This is a genomic window from Pseudomonas sp. KU43P, assembly GCF_033095865.1.
In the GTDB taxonomy this organism is placed as follows: Bacteria; Pseudomonadota; Gammaproteobacteria; order Pseudomonadales; family Pseudomonadaceae; genus Aquipseudomonas.
In genome coordinates this window covers 3,088,650-3,109,243 of sequence record NZ_AP019365.1, presented here as the reverse complement: position 1 = coordinate 3,109,243, position 20,594 = coordinate 3,088,650, and the positions used below count along the sequence as shown (strand labels likewise).

Here is a 20,594-nt window from a genome sequence, read left to right as displayed (position 1 = left end):
GCAAGCCGGCCTGTGCTGTCACCTCCAGGCAGGCAGGGCGCTCAGCAACTCGGCTTTCTGCTGGGTCGCCGCGCCCATCAGCACGAAGCCCTGCACCCGGCTGTCGCGGTCGTGGTAAAGCGAGCGAACAGCCGCGATGCCTTTGTCGCAGCGGCTGAGCAACTCGGTCGACCACAACCCCTGGTCATCCAGCGGCGAGGCGACCACAGTGGGCAGCACGCTGGTCTTGATGGTGACCGGCATGGCGGGGTAGGCGACCGCTGTCGGTTGCCCGGCCAGGGTCTGCGCCAGCGCTCGCGCCTGGAGCATGATCGGCATCACGTAGGGCAACAGCAGGCCATGCACCTGGGCACAGTCGCCGAGGGCATAGACATTGCTGGCACTGGTGCGCAGGTGCGCATCCGTGACGATGCCAGCCTCGACCGTGAGGCCGGCCGTGCGCGCCAGCTCGACCCGTGGCTGCAGGCCGATGGCGCTGAGCACGTAGTCCACCTCGAGCACGCGTTCATCGGCCAGTTGCAGCTCAAGGCCGTTGGCGCTGCGATGCACGGCGACCGGGCCATTGCCCAGTTCCAGGCGCACGCCGATGGCGTGCAGGGCGTTGGCCATTTCTTCGCCGGCCTGTTCGGGCAGCAGGCGGCTCAATGGCCAGGTGGCGCGGTCGACGATGATGATCTCGTGCCCTGCATGGCACAGGTCGTTGGCGAATTCGCAGCCGATCAACCCGCCGCCGAGAATGGCGATGCGGCTGGCCTGGCCGATCTGCTGGTGCAAGTGCCGGTAGTCGTCCAGGTCGTTCACCGTGATCAGTGCATCCGCGCCGTCACCTTTGAGCGACGGGCGTCGCGGGTCTGCACCCAATGCCAGCACCAGGGCGCCGTAGCGCTGCGCCTTGCCTGCGAGGTAGATGCACTGGGCGTCGACATCGATGCGCTCGACCTGAGTGTGGGTGATGATCGTAGCGTTGAGCTGCACGGCCATGTGCGCGGCATCGCTGGTCACCAACTGATCGGGCAGCCGTCCGCTCTGGCAGGCATTGGACAATGCCGGCTTGGAGTAGAACTCGCCGCCATCGCGGGTCACGATCATGATCGGCGTCACGGCATCGAGCTTGCGCAGCTCGCGTGCCACGGTATAGCCGGCAAGCCCGGAGCCGAGTATCACCACCGGTTCGCTTGGCGCCGCCGCCTGTGGCACTTCGGCCTTCAGCGGCAACCGGACCATTTCGAAGTCGGCCTTGCCGACCCCGCATTCAGGGCAGTACCAATCCTGCGGCACATCTTCCCAGCGGGTACCCGCTGCGATGCCGTCTTCCGGCCTGCCCAAGGCTTCGTCATAGAAGAAGCCACACACAAGACATTCCCATTTGTACATGTTCGCGACTCCCGTCAGCTGGTGAAAGCGCGGCCAAGGCCCAAGGCACTCAAGGCACGCCGATAGGCCGTCGAGGAGCGGTCGGCGGGGATGTGGATCTCCAGCGAGAGGTCCAGCGGCAGGTCTTCGGGGCGGCACAGCTCGACGATGTCGCGGTCTTCCTCGAACACCTGCTGGTTGAAGGCATAGACGTCGTCCAGCGGCAGCTGCTGGTCGAAGTTGCGGGTGATGGCGCAGAACATGCGGGTCTTGCGCGCCGAAATCGGGCTGGCTGCGTTGAGAATCACCAGACGGTGTTCGGCATCGGGGAAATTCACTGCCAGGCGAGCAGTGAAGGGCGCGAACACATCGAACGTGCGCTTCCACTGGAAACCCTCGGGCGCGCGGTGCTGCAACTGTTTGGGGAAGTTGCTGACGCTGCTGATGTATTCGGCATGCATGCCGTGGGGGGTAAGCTCGGCCCTGTAGGTAGGCACTACCGGGTTGTCGCGGTCGGCGAAGGCGTCGTGATGAATCCAGGCGAAGTGCGCGACGTCGATGAAGCCTTCCACCTGGCGGCCGGCCGAGGCGGCGATGTCGATCGACGGAGGCAGAATGCGCTGGAAGCTTGCGTCATGCCAGGACGGCATTTCGGCAAACGGCGCATCGCTGCCGGCCATCAGCACCCAGATCATCCCGTAGTCTTCGCGTGTGGCATACATCTGGATGCGGTGGCGTTCGGTAAGGTTGGCGTTGGGTTCCGAGGGGATGCGGGTGCAACGGCCATCGGTGCCGAAATGCAGGCCGTGGTAAGGGCAGATGATGTTCTCGCCCTGCACCCAACCCTTGCTCAGCGGTGCACCGCGATGGCTGCAGATGTCGCGGGCCGCGTTCAACTTGCCGGCGGTGCGGTAGAGGACGATGGGTTCGTCCAGCAGGGTCACAGCGTAGGGTTTGTCGCCGACGTCGGCGGAAAAGGCCACGGGGTGCCAGTGGCGAGTGAGGATCTCACGGTCGTGCGGGGTGAAGGAGCTGGTCTGGGTGATCGGGTTCCAGGTGGGGGTAGCGCAGGCTGCGGCGGGGGTGGGCATTTCGCTTCTCCTTGTTTTTGATGCCATCGAATGCGAAGTCGATGCTAGAGAAGCCTGGGGTGCCTGCCCATGGCGCAGGAAACATGTTGGTCATATGCCCGCCGTTATGCGGGTTGGCCTGCGTTGCCTTCATCGCCGGCGAACCGGCTCCCACAAATGCCCAGCCGTTGTTGAGCCAGCACTGAAGCTGTGGGAGCCGGCTTGCCGGCGATAGGGCCGGCAAACGGCCCCATCAGCGGCGGTAGTAGTGATGCTCCGCCTCATACCGGTGGCGCATGGCCCGTTCATGCTGGCGTTGCCAGTCGCGGCGGCGTTCCCAGTCACGCCGTGCCTGCTCGCGGCGCCATTGCTCACGGCGCCACTGATCACGACGCCAGTCGTCGCGCCGGTCATGCCTGTGGTCGTCATGCCAATAGCGGTCATCATGGGCCAGCAGCGTGGCGGGCTGCTCCAGCCCCTCGCTGGCCAGGTTCGGCCACGGGTTGTCGGGGGCCTTCACTGCCGTTGCCTCTGTGGCGCGCAGCGGGGTTGAAACCTTCATCGGTGTTGCAGATGCCGAGCCCATTGCCGCGAACGCGAACAGGCCAAGAAGCACTATCCGTGGGACATGGATTTTCATGAGCGAAGACAACCTCTGCTGACTATGGGGCGTTAGGCCAACAGGCCTGTTCACATAGACCAGCAAACCGGAAAAAGTTCTAGAAAACCGTTACTTAAATGATCGGACGGCCACGGCTCGCTACTGGCCCACTGCAGCCATGGGGGGCAGGAACGTTATACTGCGCACCTTTACCCAACCCTCGGAGCGCTCATGCGGCAGGTTCTTCTCATCGTCGACGTCCAGTCCACATTCAGCCCGCCCGAGTGGCTCGTCGATGGCATCCGGGCGTTGTCCGCCACCCTTCCCACCATCGCCTCGATCGAGCTGCACGACGAGCAGGTCACCCCCTTCCAGCGGCAGCTCGGCTGGCACCCCGCCGCCCAGGACGAAAGCCTGGTCGAAGCCGACAAGGTGTTCGTCAAACACGGCTATGGCCAGACTGCCGAAACCATCGAGCACTTGCGCCAACTGGGGGCGCAGCGGGTGCTGGTCTGCGGCTTGCAGACCGAGACCTGCGTACTGGCCGCAGGCTTCGCCTTGTTCGATGCCGGGCTGATGCCGACCTTGATTACCGACCTGACAGTGGGCTCCTCGCTGGACCGCTCCGGGAAAATGGGGATCGAGCTGTGGAAGCATCACTTCGGCAACGTCACCACCCGCGCCGAGATCCTGGCCGAACGCCACGCTTGAAGGGCAGCCATTCACACGCCGGGCAAGGCGCCCCCATCGATGCTTCGACCCAGCCGCAGCGCCTGTTCCTGCAAAACCCGCATCAATTGCAGCGCCGCCTGCGACGGTGGCTCGAAGCGCGAGTAGACGAAGCTGATGTCGAAGTGGATGTCCTCGGCCAAGGGCACCACTGCCAGGCCACTGTCCTGCGCCACGAACTCGTCGATCAGGGTAATCCCCATGCCCTGCTTGACCAACGCCACGGCTTCGTTGGCATTGGTGAACGACAGCAGCGAATCCAGTTGCAGGCCGCGCCGCGCTATCGCTTCGGCGAGCAGCTGGCCAAACGGCATGTCTGGCCGAAACAGCAACAGTGCATGGCCTGCCAGCTCGTGCAGGGCTAGCGTAGATTGCCCTGCCAGCACGTGATCGGCTGGCATCACCGCCACCATGCGCCCGCGCATGAAAGGCTGGGAGTGCAGGTGATCGTGAACCACCGGTAGGGCGGCGATTGCCAGGTCGACCTTCTTCGACAGGATCTGGTTGGGCATCTCGCCCATCAGCGAGGTCTGCCACTCGATCTGCAACGCGGGCGACTCGCGTTTGAGCCGGGCCAGGGCCATGGGGATGACCACCGTCGAGAGCGAAGCGCTGCAGCACAGGCGCAGGTTTCGGTGACTGCCTGCCGCCAGTGACAGCGCACATTCGTTGACCTGCAAAGCCGCCTGGTACACCCGCTCGACTTCCCGAAACAGTACCTGCGCCTCCTCGGTGGGCACCAGGCGGTTGTTGATGCGCTCGAACAGGCGGTAGGTCAGCCGCCCCTCGATATAGCCAATCAGCTTGCTCACCGCCGGTTGCGAGACATACAGCAGCTTGGCGGCGGCGCTGATCGAGCCGGTCAGCATGACCGCCCGGAACACCTCCATATGCCGCAGCTTGAACACCATCGTGCCGGCATCGTTGCTGGCTTTGGCGGGATGCATGGGTATTACCTCAGGTTATGGTCTTGATTATCTGTGTATGAGCGCAACGCACACGCCCGCAGTATCTTGGACCCAGGTAATCGCCTGGACGGCGAACGATAACAAGATCTGCAGGCAAGCGCAGTGGCGCTTGAAGGAACCGCCTTTGAACATCTTTGATGAACCGAAGATCGATTGCCATAACCATTTGTTTGACCCTGCGCGCTTTGCCTACCACCCGGATGCGCCCTACGCGCCGGCTGGCCAGGAGATTGCCCCGCTGGAGCAGTTCGACCAGGTGATGGACGCCTATGGCGTGCGTCATGCGCTGCTGGTCGGGCCGAACAGCGGCTACCACACCGACAACCGCTGCCTGTTGCATGCGCTGGCCTCCGGCCAGGGGCGCTTCAAGGGCGTGGCGGTGGTTGATGGCCAGATCGGCCTCGAGCAGTTGGCCGCGCTGCGCGAACAAGGGGTGGTGGGTGTGGCGTTCAACCCCGCCATGCACGGCCTGTCCAGGCTGCAAGAGGCCGAACCGCTGCTGGCCAGGCTGGCCGAGCTCGGCCTGTTCGCCCAGATCCAGGTCTGCGAAAACCAGCTTGTCGACTTGCAGGGCCTGATCGAGCGCAGCACCGTGCGCGTGCTGATTGACCACTGCGGGCGCCCGGATGCCGCAGCGGGCGTGCAGCAGGCCGGTTTCCAGGCCTTGCTCAGGCTGGCGCGGCTTGGCCGGGTCTACGTGAAACTCTCCGGCATGCAGAAATTTGCCGCCGCGCATGCCCTGCACGAACAGAGCAGCGCCTATGTGCAGGCCCTGATCGCAGCCTTCGGCCCGGATGCCTGTATCTGGGGCTCGGACTGGCCGTTCATCCGCCAACCGTCACGTGTCGACTACGGCCCGCTGCTGAAACTGGCCGAACGCCTGATGCCGGAGCCCCGCCTGCGCCGAAAGATCCTGTGGGACACACCCAGGCGCCTGTTCGGCTTCGCCTGACCCGCGCGCATTTGCCATTCCAATAACAACAGAGCAATTGTCATGACCGTTGAACAGCACCTCGGCCAAGGCGTGCTAGACACGCCCGCGCGCCTGCAACACAGAACTCGCACCCGCTTCATGATCCTGGCGCTGATCAGTGGCGGCACCATGATCAACTACCTGGACCGCAGCGTGATGGGCATCGCCGCGCCCAGCATCAGCGCCGACCTGGGCCTGAACGCGGCGTTGATGGGGGTGATCTTCTCGGCGTTTTCCTGGACCTACGCTGCCGCGCAGATTCCCGGGGGCATCCTGATCGATCGCCTGGGTACCAAGTTCACCTACTGGCTGGCGCTGACCCTGTGGTCGCTGTTCACCGGCCTGCAAGGGTTGGCCCAAGGCTTTCTTTCGCTGCTGGGCATGCGCTTTCTGGTGGGCGTGACCGAAGCGCCGTGCTTCCCCACCAACAGCCGGGTGGTGGCGACCTGGTTCCCGCAGAGCGAGCGGGCAAGGGCCACCGGCATCTACACCTTTGCCGAATACACCGGCCTTGCGTTCCTCACGCCGTTGCTGTTCTGGGTGTTGCACGCCTATGGCTGGCGCTTCCTGCTGATGGCGGTCGGCCTGCTGGGGGTGCTGTACGGGCTGCTGTGGTGGCGCAAGTACCATGAGCCGCATCAGTCCACCTCCGCCAACCGGGCCGAGCTGGACTACATCGCCGCCGGCGGGGGGGTGGTCGACGGTGGGCAGAAGGCCACGGTGTTTCGCTGGTCGCAGATCCCGGCACTGCTCAAGCACCGCAATATGCTGGGCATCTGCCTGGGGCAGTTCGCCTGCAACTCGACCAACGTGTTCTTCCTCACCTGGTTCCCCACCTACCTGGTGACCGAACGGCACATGCCCTGGCTGAAAGTCGGCTGGGTCGCGGTACTGCCGTTCATCGCCGCGTCGCTGGGCACCCTGGCCGGGGGCTGGCTGTCGGACGCCTTGCTGCGCCGTGGCCATTCGCTGAACGTGGCGCGCAAGCTGCCGGTGATCGCCGGCCTGCTGACGGCCTCGATCATCGTCCTGGCCAACTACGTCGAGTCCGACGCACAGGTGATCGGCATCCTCTGCGTGGCCTATTTCGCGCAGGGCATGTCGGCGCTGGCCTGGATGATCGTCTCCGATATCGCCCCGAAAGGCCTGCTGGGCCTCAGCGGCGGGTTGTTCAACCTGTTCGCCAACGCGGCCGGCATCGTCACCCCGCTGACCATCGGCCTGATCGTCAGTGCCACGGGCTCGTTCGTCTGGGCCCTCGCCTTCGTGTCCACCATCACCGCGCTCGGTGCGCTGTGTTACCTGTTCATGGTGCGCGACCTGCGTCGCCTGCCGGATCTCCCCTGTGTCGAAAATGGAGCAAGACAATGAGCCAAACCCTGCAAGGGCAAACTGCAATCGTTACCGGCGGCATGCGCGGTATCGGCCTGGCCATCGCGCAGCGGCTGCACACTGCCGGCGCCCAGGTGGTGATCTGGGACCTGGCGGTCGAGGGTTGGGACAGTGGTGCCAGCGGCTTCGAGCCGGTGCTGCGCCAGGCCGTCGACGTGGCTTCGCTGGAATCGGTGCAGGCGGCATTCGCCGAGGTGCTGGCGCGATTGGGCCAGGTGCAAATCCTGGTCAACAATGCCGGCATCAACGGCCCGGTACTGCCGTGCTGGGAGTACCCGCCGGCGGCCTGGGAAAAGGTCATCGCCGTCGACCTGAACAGCGTCTTCTATTGCTGCCGCACGGCGATACCGCACATGCGCGAGCGCGGCTTCGGGCGCATCGTCAACATCGCTTCGATGGCGGGCAAGGACGGCGTGCAGTTCATCTCGGGGTATTCAGCGGCCAAGGCCGGGGTGATTGCGTTCACCAAGGCTGCGGCCAAGGAGCTGGCGCAGGACGGCGTGCTGCTCAACTGCATCGCCCCGGCCATGGTCGAAACGCCGCTGATGGCCGAGATGACCCCGGAGCATATCGCCGCCAGCAAGGCCAAGATCCCCATGGGGCGTTTCCTCAAGGCCGAGGAGATCGCCAACATGGTGGCCTGGATCGCAGGGCCCGAATGCAGCTTCACCACCGGCTTCGTATTCGACCTCAGCGGCGGCAGGGCGACCTATTGAAACGCCTGGCCGTGGCGCACTTGACGGCCCTGGAACTGGCGCCCACGGCGCTGGTGCGTGAGGCCGGCAGGGTAGGCTTTGGCGCCGTGGGGCTGCGCCTGCATCCGGTGCACTCAGGGGCGCTGGCCTATCCGCTGGTGCAGGGCAGCCAGGCGATGGCTGAGCTGAAACGGGTGATGAGGGGCGAGGGGGTGCGGGTTGCCGAAATCGAGTTCGTCGCGCTGACACCCCAATTGCAGGTTGCCGACTGCGAAGCATTGCTGGCGGCAGGCGCCGAGCTTGGTGCACAGAGCCTCACGGTGTCCGGGGACGATACGGATAACGTACGGCTGACGCAGCGTTTCGCGGCATTGTGCGAACTGGCCAAGGGGTATGGGCTGCGCGTGGACCTGGAGTTCATGCGCTGGCGCCCAGTGGCCACGCTGCAGCATGCGGCCGCCGTGGTGACGGCGGCGGGGCAGGGCAACGGTGGCGTGTTGCTCGATGCCTTGCACCTGTTTCGCTCGGGTGGCGATGTGGCGGACATCGCCCGCGTGCCGCCAGGTTACGTGCGCACCGTGCAACTGTGCGATGCGCCATGGCAGGCACCGGTGGAGGCGCTGATCATCGACGAGGCCCGTGAAGGGCGGTTGCTGCCGGGGCAGGGGCAATTGCCGTTGGCGGCGTTGCTCGCGGCCATGCCGGCGGATGTGCAGATCAGTGTGGAAACGCCATCGCGGGAGCCGACGGGCCAACAGCGGCTGCGGCAGGCTCACGATGTCACCTGCGCCTGGCTGGCCTGCCTGTGAACGCGATCCCTTGCGGGAGCCGGTAAGCCGGCTCCCGCCGATTTCAGGGTTTGTGATTTCAAGGATTGACCTGATACCCACGCCCTTGCAGGCAGCCGCTGAAGGCACTGGCATGTGCCGAACTCTGTGCCTCACCCTGGTTGCGACGGTCCTGGCGGCGTTCCTGGCGCTGGCGCGAGCCGCCGACCACGGCCCCGGCGGCGGCCACTTCGCCGGCGCGATTCTGCCGATACTGCTGCTTGGCGTCGTCGCTGGCCCGGTCGTAGAGCGCTTCGTGCTGGTTGCCGCGCACCTGCGCACCCGCAGCGCCCGCCGCGGCGCCGACGGCCGCACCTTTGACCCGGCCACCGACAGGGGGGCTGGTGCTGCTGGTGGCGCTATTGGCTGCGTTGGTCGCCACCGTGTTGCAGTCATTGATGTCGAGCTGCGTCTGCTGGCTGCTCTGGCCCTTGAGCGGTACAACGGACTGGGCTTGGACTGCAGGCGCTGCACACAGCAGTACCAGCAGGTAACTCCACGTGAGCGTACGCATGGCACACCTCCACTGGATAGGAACTGCATTCCTCAGAATAGTCCGGTCAGCCAGTGGCCGCCGAACGCAGCGGCACTTCACGTAGCAACCATGACAACGCGAACGCCACACTGGTAATCACTGCGGCCAGTAGGAACACCCCATGCATCGCCCCGGAAAAAGCCTGCAGGTAAGCCTGCTGCAGTGGCGCGGGCAGCGCATGCACCGCAGTGGGTGACAGGCTCGCGGGGCCGCCGGGCGTGGCGGCAAAATCGCCGGAGAGGCTGTTCAGCAGCGAATGGGAGAACAAGGCCCCGAACACCGACACGCCGACCGAGCCGCCAATCGAGCGGAACAGGGTGGCGCCCGAGGTCGCGATGCCCATGTGGCGCCGTTCGACGCTGTTCTGCACCGCCAGGATCAGCACCTGCATGACCATGCCCAGGCCGGCGCCAAGCAGGCCCATGTACAGGTTCAGCAGCAGCTTTGGCGTGTCCAGGTCGAGCCGGCTCAACAGGCCCAGGGCAATCACTTGCAGCAGGGTGCCGACGATCGGGAAGATCCGATATCGCCCCCAGCGGCTGATCAACCGCCCGGTAATGGCCGACACCACCAGCAGGCCGCCCATCAACGGCAGCATCTGCAAGCCGGCACTGGTCGGCGTGGCGTCCTTGACCACTTGCATGTACAGCGGCAGGAACGTCACCGAACCGAACAGCGACACACCGACGATCAGGCCGATCAGCCCGGCGAGCACGAAGGTGCGATGACGGAACAGGTGCAGCGGCATGATCGGCTCGGCGGCGCGTCGCTGCTCGAACACGAAGCCGGTCAGGCCGATGACCGCGATCAGCCCCAGGCACAGGATGTCCAGCGACGCCCACGGCACCAGGCTGCCGCCGAGGCTGGTGATCAGCACCAGCGAGCCCAGCGTTATGGTGAGGAAGAAGGCGCCAATGTAGTCCACCACGTGCTTGATCGGGGCGACATGCGGGCGGAACACGCCGCCGATGACCAGCACCGCCAGCAAGCCCAGCGGCAGGTTGATGAAGAAGATCCAGTGCCACGACAGGTGCTCGACCAGAAAGCCCCCAATCAGCGGCCCGACCACGGTCGCCAGGCCGAACACGCCGCCGAACAGCCCTTGATAGCGCCCGCGCTCGGCAGGCGGGATCACATCGCCGATGGCGGCCATCGCCACCACCATCAGCCCGCCGCCGCCCAGGCCTTGCAAGGTGCGGAACAGGATTAGCTGGGTCATGTCCTGGGCCAGCCCGCACAAGGCCGAGCCCAGCAGGAACAGGGCAATGGCGATCTGCAGTACCCGCTTGCGTCCGTACAGGTCACCGAACTTGCCATACAACGGCACCACCACGGTGGAGGCCAGCAGGTAGGCCGTGACCACCCAGGACAGCCAACGCAGGCCACCCAAGTCGCTGACGATGGTCGGCAGCGCGGTGGAGACGATGGTCTGGTCGAGGGCGGCGAGGAACATCACCAGCATCAAGGCGCCGAGCAGCCAGGGGAGGGAGGTCTTGTGGCTGTCCGGCTCGGCCAGCGTGACAGAAGACGCATCGGTGGCAGTCGACGGCATGGCGGTGTCTCGATCCGAGAGGGGGGATTGAGCGGCGCGTGTAGGCATGATCAGCAACCCTCGCCCTGGGCGTATTGGCGCCCGGTTGCTTCCAGGCCGGCCAATGCGAAGTGGAACAGGTGCGTGCTTACCTCGTCGGCGGGCATGCCCAGAATCTCGTGCAGCGCACCGGACGACCCGCGCGGTCCGATCAGCAGCATCGCCCAGGGCGCCGTGACGCAGAGGATGCAGCGGGTCAGCGCAGGTGAGTCTGGCGGCAGAGTGGTGATTTCGCTGAACAGGCCTTTGAGCAAGGCCAGCTTCAGCGGCGTGCCGGCCTGCAGGTGGGCCTGGCCATGCGGGCTGGGCGCCAGCACCTCGGCGGCCAGCACGCGCAGGTGCCAGTTGTTGCGCACCTGTGTGGCCTTGCTCACCACCAGCTCGATCAGTGCGCGCAACTTTTCCGGCGCTGGCTGCTGACCGAGGGTGATGCGCTGCAGATCGGAGATGTCCAGGAAGCGCCGCCGTGCTTCGTCGAGCACCGCCAGATAAAGGCCGTTGCGGCTGCCGAAGTGGTAGTTGATCGACGCCAGGTCGACTTCGGCCTTGGCCGCTACGGCCTTGTTGCTGGCTTCGGCATAACCGACTGCGGCGAACAGTTCACCGGCCGCCTGGAGGATCCGGGCGCGGGTGGCTTCGCCGTCTTTGCGAGGTTCACGGGGCGTAGTTGCCATGGCTGTGCTTCCACTGGGTAATGCAGGGAGCCTGATTCAGTTTTAACTTAAATTCAATTTAAATTTAGTGATGACGACGAAAGGCACAGCCCTGCGTCAAAGCCGACCGGACGGCGCTCACCACTAGGGAGAGAGGCCCTTCCTATGTTATACAAGCCTTTACCGATACCACCCTTCGTCCGCCACCTGGAGGCGTCGACGCTGGCTGGTGATGTTCCTGCCCTGCTGCCCTGATTGAGAAACGGAGATTCGCCGATGACCGCCACCGACCGTCTGAGCCTGCTGCAGTTCGAGCACCTGGGCCTGGACGATGTTGCCGCTGCCGAATTCAAGATCGCGCTGAAGGAATTGCGCGATCTGGCGTTGGAAGACCGCTACGAACACCATGCCGCTCTCCACCTGGGCGACATTGCTGACGCCGAAGACCGCCAGCAACTGGACGAGGCCCGCAACTGGGGCATCGGCTTCCTGCAGGGGCTGATTTGCGCCAAGGGGCTGTCGCAAAACCAGATCGACGCCCTGCGCCGCGTCTTCCAGACGGCGGCGGAACGCTCTCTGGCGCGCATCCGCGGCTGATCCAGGCTTCGCCCAGACGGCGAGACCAGGGTAGCGACAACCAGGTCGATACCCTGGCCTCGCCGTTTTGCCATTCCCTGAGGTAATTAGTTTTACTTAGGCCTGCACAAGTACATTTTCCTACTAGGCTTGCTCGTGTCAGCGTACATGAAGGCCTGGAGTGACTGCCTGTTACAAGACTGTCGTTAGGGAAAGAACATGAGCATTAGCCGGCCCCGGAACCTGGTCATCTGCGAATACTGCGATGCGGTGTACGAGCGTGCGCCCGTGCAACGGCATCAGCGTGCGCTGTGCCCGCGCTGTGGCGGCGTGCTTTACCGGCATAACAGCCTCAGCGTTCAACAGCGCCTGGCACTGAGTGTCACGGGCGCAGTTCTGCTGGTGTTCGCCAACCTCTACCCGGTGATGACCATCGGCATGCAGGGCCTGTCCAACTCGGCCACCCTGTGGGATTCGGTGCTGATCCTGAGCAGCGGCAGCATTACCTTCATCGCCCTGGTGATGGCCCTGGCCATCATCTTTGCACCGATACTGCAGATCGCCCTGTTGTGCTGGGTCTTGAGCTTTGCCCTGGCCGGCCGCCGCGCGCCCGGGTTTGCCATGTGCATGCGCTGCCTGGAAGGCCTGCGCCCCTGGAGCATGCTGGAAGTCTGCCTGCTGGGTGCGCTGGTGGCCGTGATCAAGCTGGCCGGCCTGCTCGATGTGATCCCGGGTATCGGCCTGATCGCCCTGGCCGCACTGAGCATGCTCATCATCTATATCGCCGGGCGCGACATACGCGACCTGTGGGAGCAGGTTTGAACACGCCCGTGCAGGCCGACGACATGGGCCTGTGTCTGTGCCACGGCTGCGGCCAGGCCTGCGACCTGGGCGACGGTTCGCACACCTGCAACCGCTGCGGTGCCCCGCTGCACCCGCGTAAAACCAATGCCATTACCCGCGGCTGGGCCTTTCTGCTGGCGGCACTGGTGTTCTACGTGCCAGCCAACCTGCTGCCGGTCATGCATACCGAAATGCTCGGCAGTGGCAGCGACAGCACAATTGTCGGCGGCGTGCTCGAGTTCTGGGAAGCCGGTGCCTGGGACATTGCCCTGATCATCTTCATCGCCAGCATCGGTGTACCCGCGATCAAGTTCCTCTCCCTCGGCCTGCTGCTGTTCACCGCCCAGAGCGGCTCCGCCTGGGCGCGCCGGCAGCGCTCGCAGCTGTACCGTGGGGTGGAGCTGATCGGTTACTGGTCGATGCTCGATGTAATCGTCGTGGCCCTGGTGGCGGCGCTGGTGCAGTTGCGTGGCCTGGGCACCATCGAGCCGCGCCCGGGCATCCTGTTTTTCGGCATGGTGGTGGTGTTGACCATGTTCTCGGCAATGAGCTTCGACCCACGATTGATTTGGGACGACCCTGGCAACGATGGAGGCGGCACCGATGGCGCAAGCGAGTGACAATCGAGAAGGCCCTGGGCAAGCGCAGATTCGTACCCGGCGTTGGAATGTGTCGCTGGTGTGGATCGTGCCGATCCTGGCGATTCTGGTGGGTGCCTCCCTGGTTGTGCGCAACTGGATGCAGCAAGGGCCGGTGATCTCGATTTCGTTTCCTTCCGGCGAAGGGTTGGTGGCGCACAAGACCCAGGTCAAGTACCGCAGCGTGGTGATCGGTGAGGTGACCACGGTGGACCTTGCTCCCGACCATAAGAGCGTGCTGGTCAAGGTGCAGTTGTCCAACGATGCGGAGTCGTTCGCCACCGAGGGCGCACGCTACTGGGTCGTCCGCCCACGGATCGGTGCAGGGGGCATTTCAGGTGTGGATACCCTGCTGTCGGGCAGTTTCATCGGCGCCGATGCGGGTGAGTCGAAGGCGCCGGAGAAGAACTTCACCGGCCTGGAGCTGCCGCCCCCTATTACCTACGGCGAGAAGGGCAAGCGTTTCAACCTCAGCGCCAGTGACCTGGGCTCGCTGGATATCGGCTCGTCGATCTACTACCGCAAGATCCCGGTGGGCGAGGTGGTGTCCTTCAACCTGCAGGACGATGGCAAGGGCGTGGACATCGGCATATTCGTGCAAGCGCCCTACGACGCCTTCGTCACCGCCGATACCCGCTTCTGGAACGCCAGCGGTGTCGACATGCAGATTGGCGCCAATGGCCTGAAAGTGGATACCGAGTCACTGTCGTCGATTCTCGTGGGCGGCCTGGCCTTCGGCTCCCCCGATTTCGCACCCGATGCCCATCCCGCCGAGGACCAGGCGCACTTCCAGCTGTTTGCCGACCGCGACACGGCACTGTCACCGCCCAATGGCCAGGCGCAATACCTGCAATTGCGCTTCGACCAGGCCATGCGCGGCCTGTCGGTGGGCGCGCCGGTGGAGTTCAAGGGGGTGGAGTTCGGCAAGGTCACTTCGATCAAGCTCGATTACGACCAGGTCAAGCAGAGTTTCCCGGTAGTGGTCGATGCGGTCATCTACCCACAGCGCCTTGGTCCGGTGCACCAGAAAATGCTTGCGGCGTTCAAGCAGACCCCAGGCGACATGGCCGGGGCGCGGCGGCTGATCGGCACCTTCGTCGAGCATGGCCTGCGCGCCCAGGCACGCAGCGGCAACCTGATCACGGGGCAGATGTTCATTTCCCTGGACTTCTACCCCGAAGCGCCCAAGGTCGCCTTCGACATGGCCGCCGAGCCCATTGTCATTCCCACGCTGCCGGGCAGCCTGGAAAAACTCCAGGAGCAGTTGCAGCACTTCATCGAACGCATCAGCAAGTTGCCGCTGGAGAGCATCGCCAACAACCTGGACGGCAGCCTGCGCGACCTGCGCGCGAGCCTCAAGCAGTTCAATGGCCAGACTTTGCCCGGCGTGAAAACCACCCTCGACGAGATTCACAAGACGTTGCAGACCGCCAATGCGGCCATTTCCGAAGACTCGCCGCAACGCGAACGCCTGGGCGAAACCCTGGACGAACTGGACCGCATGTCACGCTCCCTGCGCGACCTGTCGGACTACCTGGGTCGTCACCCGGAATCGCTGATTCGTGGCCGACCCAAAGCGGCCGGCGCAGAAAACCTGAAACCCTGAGGGCGCAGGCCAGAGGAGAGCTACTCGATGCATCGATTGCGCAATCTGTGTGGGGCCGGCGTGCTGATGTTGCTATGGGGCTGCAGCAGTACACCGAACAACTATCACACCCTGGTGCCGGCCCAGCCGGAAAAGGTCGGCGGCCAGCCGGTGCTGGTCGGCCGGGTGAACATGCCGCCCCAGGTGGACCGCCCGCAGCTGGTGGTGCGCGAGGGTACCAGTGGTCTGGCGATTCTCGAAACCGAGTGGTGGGGCGCTAATCTGGTCGACGAGTTCCGCAGCGCCCTGCAGGACTTGCTGGGCGGCCCACCAGCAGGCGCCAAGGCCCTGCTGCGGGTGGATGTGCAGCGCTTCGACACGGTGCCTGGCCAGTACGCATCACTGGATACGCTGTGGCGCCTGAAGCGCCCGGGCGAGGCCGAACTGGCCTGCCGAACGTCGGTGCAGACGGCGGCCGATAACAGTATCAACAGCCTGGTCAACGCCCATCAGGCCAACTTGCGCAAGCTGGCCGAAGCCGTAAGGGCCGCAGCGGTGCCTGGCAGGAGCGGTTGCCCGTCCATGCAGTGATCTGTCCAGGCATCGAGGCGAGAGATGATCGAGCGTAGGTGTTGCCGGCCCGTGCTGCTGTCGCTCTGCCTGAACCTGCTGCCCGCGGTGGCGCTGGCGCAGGCGCCGTGCCAACAGTTGACGGCCACCGGCAATTCCGAATACCCACCTTACCTGTGGCGCGACCCGAACCACCCCGAGCAGCTGATCGGTGCCAACGCCGACCTGCTCGAGCGCCTGGGGCAGGCGTTGGGGCTGAAGGTAGTGGTGCGCTACGCGGGGCCCTGGTCACGGGCCCAGGAAGAAGTGCGCACCGGGCGGATCGACCTGTTGGCCGGCTACTTCCTCACCCAGGCCCGCCAGCAGGCCATGGACTTCATCGCGCCGGCGTTCCTGCATACCCCCAGCGTGGTCTGGGTGCGCCAGGACAGCACTTTGCAGTACCGCGGCTGGGGCGACCTGCAAGGCCATAACGGCGGCACCCTGGTCAGCAACAGCCACGGCCAGCAGTTCGACGACTACGCCAAGGCCCATCTCAGCCTCGAAGCGGTGCCCAGCGCCAGGCAGGCGTTCGAGAAACTGCTGCTCAAACGCAATGACTATGTGATCTATGAGCAGTACCCCGGTATGGCGCTGGTACGCGTGCTGGGCATGGACAGGCAACTGAAGGTGCTGCAACCGCCGGTTTCCAGTGAAGGGTTGTACCTGGCCATATCCCATGCCTCGCTGTGCAATCAGCCAGCGCTGCGCGAAGCCTTGGCGCAGAAAATGAAAGAAATCGTGGCAGGCCCGCTTCCGGGGCAGTTGCTGAAGCAGAACCTGGAGCGTTGGCAACAGCAGCAGGAAGACGAACAACGCGGCCAGGGCAAATGATCGCCCTGGCCGTGAGCGCGCTCAGCGCATATGCAGAATGATCGGGCTACTGCTGGCAGGGTCGGTGTGCCCGCGCAACTTGCCGACCGCCTGTGCATCCACAGCACCGCCATGGTTGCCCCAGGTGCTGCGCACGAAGCTCAGAACATCGGCAATCTCCTGATCCGACAGCAGCTCGCGGAAGGCCGGCATGCGGTAGGCATCCGGCAACCCCGCCGCGACGATGCGCTGCGAGCCATTGAGGGTGATGTTGATCGCCGAGGCATCTTCCTTGGCCAGCGCCGAGGTGGCGCCGGCCAGCGGTGGCATCCATTCGCTCTGCCCTTTGCCGTCCAGGCCATGGCAGGTGGCGCAACGGGTTACGTAGGTGTGCCCGCCGGGGCTGTTCAGGCGTTCGTTGGTGGCATCGGCCTGGTACTGCCAGGGCGTGCCGTCGCGCCCGGCATCACCGGGCAACGACTTGAGGTAGCGGGCGATCGCGGCCAGGTCGTCATCGGCCATGAACTGGGTGGAGTTGTTGAACGCCTCGGTCATCGAGCCGAACACCACCGCATGCTGGTTACGCCCGGTCTTGAGGAACTGCACGATCTGCGCCTCGTCCCAGCGGCCGAGGCCAGTGTTGTGGTCGTTGCGCAGACTGGGAGCGTACCAGCCGTCGAGCAGGGCGCCGGCGAGGAAGGGCGCGCCGCCTTCGTCCAGGGCTTTTTCGTTGAACGCCAGGCCACGCGGGGTATGGCAACTTCCGCAGTGGCCAGGGCCCTGGACGATGTAGGCGCCGCGGTTCCACAGTGCCTCTTGCCCTGGCTTGGCGGCATAGGGCGTGGTGGGGGCGAACAAGCCATTCCACAGGGCGATGGGCCAGCGCAGGTTCAACGGCCAGGGAATGTCGCTGGGGATGTTGGCCTGCTGGGCGGGCTGTACGCCGTTCATGAAAAAGGCATATAGAGCGCGTACATCGTCGTCGCTGAGCTTGGCGTAGGAGGGGTAGGGCATGGCCGGGTACAGGCGCTTGCCCCCCGGGGCGACGCCGTGGCGTACCGCCCGGTCGAAATCGGCCAGGCTGTAGGCGCCGATCCCGGTGGCGTGGTCGGGGGTCACGTTGGTGGCATGGATGGCGCCCAGCGGGGTGGCCATCTCGAGCCCGCCGGCGAACGGTTTGCCGCCGGGCAGGCTGTGGCAGGCCACGCAGTCGCTGAGCCTGGCCACGTACTCGCCGCGGCTGACCAGCGCAGGGTCCGGCTTGGCGGCCTGTTCGGCAGCAAACGGCGTGGCCGGCTCACGGGTCACGTACCAGGCCAGCAGGCCGGCGACGAGCAGGCACGGCAGCGCCAGCCAGCCCAGGGTTGTTGCCAATCGGCGTTGGGTCATGGGGCAGTCCTTGTCCGGTCAGCTGAAGGTGTAACGGCTCAGGGGCAGGCTGCGGATGCGCTGGCCGGTAAGGTGCGCCACCGCATTGGCCACTGCCGGCGCCACTGCCGGCAGTGGCGGCTCGCCGATCCCGCCCATCTTCTCGCCGCTTTCGACGATGCGCACATGCACCCTGGCCATTCGCGAGGCCGGCAGGATCGGGTACAGGTCGTAGTTGCGCGCGCGTGGTTTACCGTCGAGGTACACCGCTTCTTCCACCAGCGTCTGCGACAGGCCCAGGGCCACGGCGCCATTGACCTGGGCTTCGATGATCGCCGGGTTGACGATGCTGCCGGGGTCGATGGCCTGCCAGATGTCGTGCACCTTGACCTGGCCTTGCTCGATCGATACCTCGGCAATCACGGCCGCTTGGGAGCCGAACGGGGAGGCCATGGCTACGCCGCGGGCACGCTTGCTGCCATCGTCGGCCGTGAACGGACCGCGTTTCCAGCCACCGGACAGCTCGCCGACCGCGTTCAGCAGGGTGGTCAGCCGTGGGTTGTCGCGCAGCAGGTGCAGGCGCAGTTCGAAGGGATCCTTACCACCCTTGTCGGCCAGTTCGTCGAGAAAGGCCTCGTAGAAGAAGTCGTTCAGCGAATTGCCGACCGAACGCCAGTAACCCAGCATGGCCGGGCCCTTGACGTAGATCTGCGCGATGCGCTTGTTAGCGATGGCGTAGGCCTTGCCCGAGAGCCCTTCAAGCGCCGTGGGGTCGATCTTGTCGCCTTGCTTGCCGGCCAGGGCCTCGGTTGGGCCTTCGGTGGCGCTCACCGCCTCGAGGGCGACGGGCAGGCCGTCGGCATCCAGCCCAGCACGGAACTTGACCACAGCCACCGGCCGCAGCACATCGCGCAGGAACTCCTCCTCGCGGCTCCAGATCAGCTTCACCGGCCGGCCAACGGCCTTGGCCAGGGCGATGGCCTGGGGGTAGGGGTTGGCTGAATCGTAGAGGAAGTGGCGGCCGAAGAAGCCGCCGAGCAGCGGTGAATGCAGGGTGATTTGCGCAGGGGCCAGGCCGGTGCGCTTGGCGATGTCGTCGCGGAACATGTCTGGCGCCTGGTTCGGCAGCCACACCTCCAGCGACCCGTCCGGGTTGAAGCGCGCCAGCGCCGACGGCGGCTCGAGCTGCGCGTGGTTGAGGTACTGGTTGTGGTAGGTGGCCTCGACCTTGGTCTTGGCATTGGCCAGTGCGCCGTCGATGTCGCCTTCGTGCTCATCGTCGCGCGCGGGCCCTTGCTGGGCTGCAAGATGATCGCGCCAGGCATCGCTGGAAAAGTCTGCCGGCATGGGGCGCACCTTGCTGTCCGAAGCCGGCTCCTGCCAATCGACCTGGAGTGCTTCGACAGCACGTTTGGCGTGCCACCAGCGTTCGGCGACCACCGCCACCGCGCCCGGCAAATGGTGCACCGAATGCACCCCTGGCAGGCCCTTGACCTGGTCCTCGTTACGCACGCTGCCTACGGTCATGCCCAGGCGCGGTGCGTGTTGAACGGCGGCGTGGAGCATGCCGTCGACCTTGATGTCGATGGTATACAACGCCTTGCCGGTGGACTTGTCATAGGCGTCGACACGCCGCACCGGCTTGCCGATCCAGCGGAACTGGCTGGGGTCGCGCAGTTTCACGCTGGCGGGGTCCGGTACCGGGAGGTCCATGGCACGCCCGGCCAGCTCACCGTATGCCAGCGAACGGCCCGAGGCGGTGTGCAGCACCTTGCCCGGTTCCGTGGTCAGTTCAGCGACCGGCACACCCCATTGATCGGCGGCCGCCTGCATCAGCATGGCCCGGCACAGGGCGCCGAGGCGGCGCATGGTCGGGTAGCTCATGCGCACCGACATGCTGCCTCCGGTGATGCGCATGCCATTTTCCATCACCACGTAGGCTTCGCCTGGGGGCGCACTGTCGACCAGGAAGGTGGCCGGGTCGGCGTCCAGTTCTTCACCCACGATCTGCGCCATGGCGGTGTAGGTGCCTTGGCCGCCCTCCATGAACGGGCACAACAGGCGCACGCTGCTGTCCGGGCGGATTTCCAGGAAAGCCGGTACCTGGGTGCCACGTTCGCTGGCCGTTGCCGTGGCCGCTTGCACCCGCCCGCTGCCCAGGGGCAGCCCGAAGCCGATGACCAGCGCACCGATCGCGGTCCCGGCCAAGAAGCGCCGGCGCGACAGGTTCACGGCTGCACCCACGGGCAGGTCGAGCAGGCTTGCGGGGTTGTCGAATGGCGCGTTCATCAGGCCTTCTCCCCTTGGGCAAGTTCGTGCACGGCGGCGTGGATGGCGTTGTAGGTGCCGCAGCGGCACAGGTTGACCATCGCCGCCGCGATCTGCTCATCGCTGGGCCTGGCGGTGTGCTTGAGCAGAGCGGTGGCTGCCATCACTTGGCCGGACTGGCAATAACCGCACTGGGCCACCTGGTGTTCGACCCAAGCGGCGACCACACGCTTGCCCACCGCATCGGCCTCGATGGCCTCGATGGTGGTCACCTCGCGCCCGACCACTCCGGCCACCGGGGTCACACAGGCGCGCACCACGTTGCCATCCACCAGCACCGAACAGGCGCCGCACTGGGCCAGGCCGCAGCCGTATTTGGTACCGGTCAGGCCCAGGTCGTCGCGGATCACCCACAGCAGGGGCGTGTCAGCTTCAGCGTCGACCTGGTAGGTCTGCTGGTTGATGCGAAGTTCCATGGCTCACCTGCTGATCATCGGTCTGATCCAG

21 protein-coding genes are annotated in these 20,594 nt (G+C 65.2%); 11 read left to right on the top strand and 10 right to left on the bottom strand.

The window, feature by feature from the left end; all coding sequences use genetic code 11:
- Positions 1 to 18 precede the first annotated feature (18 nt).
- From KU43P_RS14125 to KU43P_RS14115, 3 genes are all read right to left on the bottom strand, one after another.
- Entirely contained in the window at positions 19 to 1,374 is a 1,356-nt protein-coding gene (locus KU43P_RS14125) for an FAD-dependent oxidoreductase (RefSeq protein WP_317657997.1), read from the bottom strand.
- Positions 1,375 to 1,388: 14 nt separating this feature from the next.
- The gene (locus KU43P_RS14120) at positions 1,389 to 2,444 is read right to left on the bottom strand and encodes a Rieske 2Fe-2S domain-containing protein (protein WP_317657996.1); all 1,056 of its coding nucleotides are present in this window, start codon (positions 2,442 to 2,444) and stop codon (positions 1,389 to 1,391) included.
- Between the two features lie 232 nt (positions 2,445 to 2,676).
- Positions 2,677 to 2,985: a hypothetical protein gene (locus tag KU43P_RS14115; protein ID WP_317657995.1), complete on the bottom strand. Its 309-nt coding sequence runs from the start codon at positions 2,983 to 2,985 to the stop codon at positions 2,677 to 2,679.
- Positions 2,986 to 3,255: 270 nt separating this feature from the next.
- On the opposite strand from KU43P_RS14115, the gene KU43P_RS14110 reads away from it, so the two are divergent.
- Complete coding sequence (locus KU43P_RS14110) at positions 3,256 to 3,735, top strand: isochorismatase family protein (RefSeq protein ID WP_317657994.1); 480 nt, start codon at positions 3,256 to 3,258, stop codon at positions 3,733 to 3,735.
- An 11-nt stretch (positions 3,736 to 3,746) separates the two neighbouring features.
- On the opposite strand, the gene KU43P_RS14105 is transcribed toward KU43P_RS14110, so the two are convergent.
- Positions 3,747 to 4,700 (bottom strand): LysR family transcriptional regulator, encoded by a 954-nt coding sequence (locus KU43P_RS14105; RefSeq protein ID WP_317657993.1) that lies wholly within the window; start codon positions 4,698 to 4,700, stop codon positions 3,747 to 3,749.
- Between the two features lie 145 nt (positions 4,701 to 4,845).
- Here KU43P_RS14105 and KU43P_RS14100 point away from each other — a divergent pair, with 145 nt between their 5' ends.
- Genes KU43P_RS14100 through KU43P_RS14085 form a run of 4 tightly spaced genes read left to right on the top strand, consistent with a single transcriptional unit; the run spans position 4,846 to position 8,590 of the window.
- Entirely contained in the window at positions 4,846 to 5,673 is an 828-nt protein-coding gene (locus KU43P_RS14100; RefSeq protein WP_317657992.1) for an amidohydrolase family protein, read from the top strand.
- A gap of 42 nt (positions 5,674 to 5,715) precedes the next feature.
- The gene (locus KU43P_RS14095) at positions 5,716 to 7,065 is read left to right on the top strand and encodes an MFS transporter (protein ID WP_317657991.1); all 1,350 of its coding nucleotides are present in this window, start codon (positions 5,716 to 5,718) and stop codon (positions 7,063 to 7,065) included.
- Positions 7,062 to 7,802: an SDR family NAD(P)-dependent oxidoreductase gene (locus KU43P_RS14090; RefSeq protein WP_317657990.1), complete on the top strand. Its 741-nt coding sequence runs from the start codon at positions 7,062 to 7,064 to the stop codon at positions 7,800 to 7,802. The genes KU43P_RS14095 and KU43P_RS14090 overlap by 4 nt, the downstream gene beginning before the upstream one ends.
- On the top strand, positions 7,799 to 8,590 hold the full coding sequence (locus tag KU43P_RS14085; RefSeq protein ID WP_317657989.1) for a sugar phosphate isomerase/epimerase family protein: 792 nt from the start codon (positions 7,799 to 7,801) through the stop codon (positions 8,588 to 8,590). Before KU43P_RS14090 ends, KU43P_RS14085 begins: the two co-directional genes overlap by 4 nt.
- 58 nt (positions 8,591 to 8,648) lie before the next feature.
- Here KU43P_RS14085 and KU43P_RS14080 read toward each other — a convergent pair whose 3' ends face one another.
- Genes KU43P_RS14080 through KU43P_RS14070 form a run of 3 tightly spaced genes read right to left on the bottom strand, consistent with a single transcriptional unit; the run spans position 8,649 to position 11,408 of the window.
- Positions 8,649 to 9,122: a YMGG-like glycine zipper-containing protein gene (locus KU43P_RS14080; RefSeq protein WP_317657988.1), complete on the bottom strand. Its 474-nt coding sequence runs from the start codon at positions 9,120 to 9,122 to the stop codon at positions 8,649 to 8,651.
- Positions 9,123 to 9,168: 46 nt separating this feature from the next.
- On the bottom strand, positions 9,169 to 10,695 hold the full coding sequence (locus KU43P_RS14075) for an MDR family MFS transporter (protein ID WP_317657987.1): 1,527 nt from the start codon (positions 10,693 to 10,695) through the stop codon (positions 9,169 to 9,171).
- A 50-nt stretch (positions 10,696 to 10,745) separates the two neighbouring features.
- Entirely contained in the window at positions 10,746 to 11,408 is a 663-nt protein-coding gene (locus tag KU43P_RS14070; RefSeq protein WP_317657986.1) for a TetR/AcrR family transcriptional regulator, read from the bottom strand.
- Positions 11,409 to 11,663: 255 nt separating this feature from the next.
- On the opposite strand from KU43P_RS14070, the gene KU43P_RS14065 reads away from it, so the two are divergent.
- The 6 genes from KU43P_RS14065 (at position 11,664) to KU43P_RS14040 (ending at position 16,472) form a co-directional block, all read left to right on the top strand.
- Complete coding sequence (locus KU43P_RS14065; RefSeq protein ID WP_317657985.1) at positions 11,664 to 11,984, top strand: hypothetical protein; 321 nt, start codon at positions 11,664 to 11,666, stop codon at positions 11,982 to 11,984.
- Positions 11,985 to 12,182: 198 nt separating this feature from the next.
- The gene (locus tag KU43P_RS14060; protein WP_411567215.1) at positions 12,183 to 12,785 is read left to right on the top strand and encodes a paraquat-inducible protein A; all 603 of its coding nucleotides are present in this window, start codon (positions 12,183 to 12,185) and stop codon (positions 12,783 to 12,785) included.
- On the top strand, positions 12,782 to 13,426 hold the full coding sequence (locus KU43P_RS14055) for a paraquat-inducible protein A (protein ID WP_317657984.1): 645 nt from the start codon (positions 12,782 to 12,784) through the stop codon (positions 13,424 to 13,426). Before KU43P_RS14060 ends, KU43P_RS14055 begins: the two co-directional genes overlap by 4 nt.
- Positions 13,410 to 15,050: an intermembrane transport protein PqiB gene (locus KU43P_RS14050; protein ID WP_317657983.1), complete on the top strand. Its 1,641-nt coding sequence runs from the start codon at positions 13,410 to 13,412 to the stop codon at positions 15,048 to 15,050. The genes KU43P_RS14055 and KU43P_RS14050 overlap by 17 nt, the downstream gene beginning before the upstream one ends.
- A 27-nt stretch (positions 15,051 to 15,077) precedes the next feature.
- Positions 15,078 to 15,620 (top strand): membrane integrity-associated transporter subunit PqiC, encoded by a 543-nt coding sequence (locus KU43P_RS14045; RefSeq protein WP_317657982.1) that lies wholly within the window; start codon positions 15,078 to 15,080, stop codon positions 15,618 to 15,620.
- Positions 15,621 to 15,644: 24 nt separating this feature from the next.
- On the top strand, positions 15,645 to 16,472 hold the full coding sequence (locus KU43P_RS14040) for a substrate-binding periplasmic protein (protein ID WP_317657981.1): 828 nt from the start codon (positions 15,645 to 15,647) through the stop codon (positions 16,470 to 16,472).
- A 21-nt stretch (positions 16,473 to 16,493) separates the two neighbouring features.
- Here KU43P_RS14040 and KU43P_RS14035 read toward each other — a convergent pair whose 3' ends face one another.
- Genes KU43P_RS14035 through KU43P_RS14025 form a run of 3 tightly spaced genes read right to left on the bottom strand, consistent with a single transcriptional unit; the run spans position 16,494 to position 20,563 of the window.
- Entirely contained in the window at positions 16,494 to 17,840 is a 1,347-nt protein-coding gene (locus KU43P_RS14035; protein ID WP_317657980.1) for a c-type cytochrome, read from the bottom strand.
- 18 nt (positions 17,841 to 17,858) lie between these two features.
- The gene (locus KU43P_RS14030) at positions 17,859 to 20,108 is read right to left on the bottom strand and encodes a xanthine dehydrogenase family protein molybdopterin-binding subunit (protein ID WP_317657979.1); all 2,250 of its coding nucleotides are present in this window, start codon (positions 20,106 to 20,108) and stop codon (positions 17,859 to 17,861) included.
- Positions 20,108 to 20,563, bottom strand: a complete 456-nt coding sequence (locus KU43P_RS14025) for a (2Fe-2S)-binding protein (protein ID WP_317657978.1) — start codon at positions 20,561 to 20,563, stop codon at positions 20,108 to 20,110. Before KU43P_RS14025 ends, KU43P_RS14030 begins: the two co-directional genes overlap by 1 nt.
- Positions 20,564 to 20,594: the final 31 nt, after the last annotated feature.